General features: G+C 62.0%; 2 protein-coding genes and 1 pseudogene. 2 read left to right on the top strand and 1 reads right to left on the bottom strand.

Annotation, left to right across the window (positions count from 1 at the left end; translation table 11 throughout):
- Nucleotides 1–213, top strand: a pseudogene (locus DW029_RS11055) (XRE family transcriptional regulator); the annotation flags it as partial.
- A gap of 236 nt (nt 214–449) precedes the next feature.
- Here DW029_RS11055 and DW029_RS11785 read toward each other — a convergent pair.
- A complete protein-coding gene (locus DW029_RS11785) occupies nt 450–1,583 on the bottom strand; it encodes a helix-turn-helix transcriptional regulator (RefSeq protein WP_233543882.1) in 1,134 nt (377 codons plus the stop codon).
- 350 nt (nt 1,584–1,933) lie between these two features.
- Between DW029_RS11785 and DW029_RS11045 the strand changes: the two genes are divergently transcribed.
- Nucleotides 1,934–2,168 (top strand): helix-turn-helix domain-containing protein (locus DW029_RS11045; RefSeq protein ID WP_147351930.1); only part of this gene is annotated, 235 nt, incomplete at its 3' end.

Below are 2,168 nucleotides of genomic sequence, written 5' to 3'. Positions count from 1 at the left end.
CTCGAGCGCATCAAGCGCGAGAACGACCTGGTGACATACCGCGAGATCCTCGCCTTCATGAACGGCGAGGCGAACATCGAGCGCGATCCGCGGGTACTCCCCCGCCGCGCGTGGCCGACGAAGCATCGACTGGCGTACGACTTGCTGACTTTCATCGCCGCGGCCGCCATCGGCGGAGCACTCGGCTTTGCCGTGTGGGGGCTGCTGAACTAGAGGCAGCATCTGCCGAAGTCCGCATCACGCGCGTCAAGAATCAGCGTTTTTGGGCGCCAGCGTTGCGCTCGTGATGCGGGCTCGAAGGTGCCCGCAGCCGAAGACTTCAAATTGACGGCAAGAACTAGCTTGAGGCCCGCTCCACGCCGGCAATACAGCACCGCCCAGCAAAATGCGGGCGGCCCCGGCACACCCGAGGCCGCCCGCTTCATTCAGACGGATGTCTTCGAACGCCTCTACTCCCTATCGCCGCATGCAGCCGCATCATTCTCATCGTCATCGTCGATAACGATAAGGGCGATAGCGGAGCCCAAGCTACCGACGACCCACGGGAGCCAGAACAGGCCGCCGATCCCCTCGGACGCATCCATGGCAGCACCGACGAACAGCCAGATGAGCGCGATGATGGTGGAGGCGAGCATGATCACGACGCAAGCCCTCTTCTTGCGCGCCGCTGTACGGCGATACTTGGGATTGCACGCGCGCAGATACGCCTCGCGGCTCTGGGGATCCAGCTGCGACAGCTCCTCCGCACTCAATTCGACCGTCTCGAGCCACTCCTTGTTGTACTCCGCGACATCCATGCGGCCCCACAGCATGCCCCAGTGGACAATCACCCCAACACCGACGGCGACCAGGACCATCATCAGCGTGTCGCCATATACCTGGACGTTCGCCTCCACCTCAAACAGCGCCGATACGGCGATGCCAAGAAGGATGATCGCGATACCCGAAACGATCGCGATCGAAGCACGACGACGCTCTGCCGCCTTTTGCTCTGCGGTGTAAAAGTCCGCAACATACGGATGGGCTTCCACAAAAGCCGCGTGCTCCATGCCGGATGGAATAAGGAATCCCAAGCCAGCGGCAACGAGCGCGAACAACGCCATGAGGACGATTCCGTCTGAGCGCAGGACCTCATCGGTGAAGACCGCGGCGGCGACCCCCAGGATGATGAGCGCCACACCGAGTGCGACCTTGCGGGCAAATGCGACCATGTGCTCGTCATAGCCGCATACATCCGTGTTGGGACCGACGGGGATCGCGGGCACAAAGGCGGATCCGATGTCGGACAACGAGTTCCGCCCGTGCGGAGCCTCGACGCGGACGACGGCGTTCCCATCGTTTTGCACGCCATCCGCGGCGCTCTGGCTCACGGCCGCGCGGCGCGACACGTCCCCCTGCACCAGGTCATCGAGCGAGCACTCGAAAATCTGGCACATTTTGATGAGCTTATCCATCTCCGGGTAGGACCTCTCGGCCTCCCACTTGGTGACGGACTGGCGGGACACCCCAAGCAGCATGGCGAGCTGCTCCTGGGTCATGTGGCGCTCGGCGCGCAGATACTGAAGATTGGTACGGAAGCTCATAGTAGGTCCTCTCGCTGGCTGGGAGCGGGCACGCGGGCGTCGTGATCTTGGCTCACGGCGACTGCGCGGGCGCGGCATCCCAGCGTTCGGTGCTTTCCTGCCGGCGACTTACACACTACGGTAGCCACATGGCAAGAACCACCAACTTGAGGCTTCATTTTACGCAACCTGCAGGCACCCTATGGTTGCAAACCGCAGGTAGATTGAATGGACGTCAAATTATTAGGAGCTTGCATCACCTGTGAACTCAAACGGTCCCCGCCGATATTACGACCCGTTGCTTGCGGCAACGGGCCATCTGCGGGCAGCATTGCGGTAACGTAGGAACCGGGCGAGAGAAAGGATCCGCCATGCTGAACGAGAACATCCAGGCCCTCAGGAAATCGAAAGGGCTATCGCAGGAGGAGCTCGCGCTCAAGCTGAACGTGGTGAGGCAGACGGTTTCCAAATGGGAACGCGGGCTCTCGGTGCCCGACGCGGAGATGCTCGTCGCCCTCGGTGAGACGCTCGACGTGCCGGTGAGCAAAGACGAGGCGCGAGGCGATGGGGCTCTCCCAAGAACAGCTCGCCGAGAAACTCTACGTG

This window comes from Collinsella sp. AF38-3AC (assembly GCF_003474365.1).
GTDB lineage: Bacteria > Actinomycetota > Coriobacteriia > Coriobacteriales > Coriobacteriaceae > Collinsella.
The sequence above is the reverse complement of the archived record's forward strand: the minus strand, read 5'-3'. Positions and strand labels throughout refer to the sequence as shown.

Excerpts from the sequence above, each read along its gene's own strand:
- DW029_RS11785 (WP_233543882.1), bottom strand. The coding sequence starts at position 1,583 with ATGAGCTTCCGTACCAATCTTCAGTATCTGCGCGCCGAGCGCCACATG.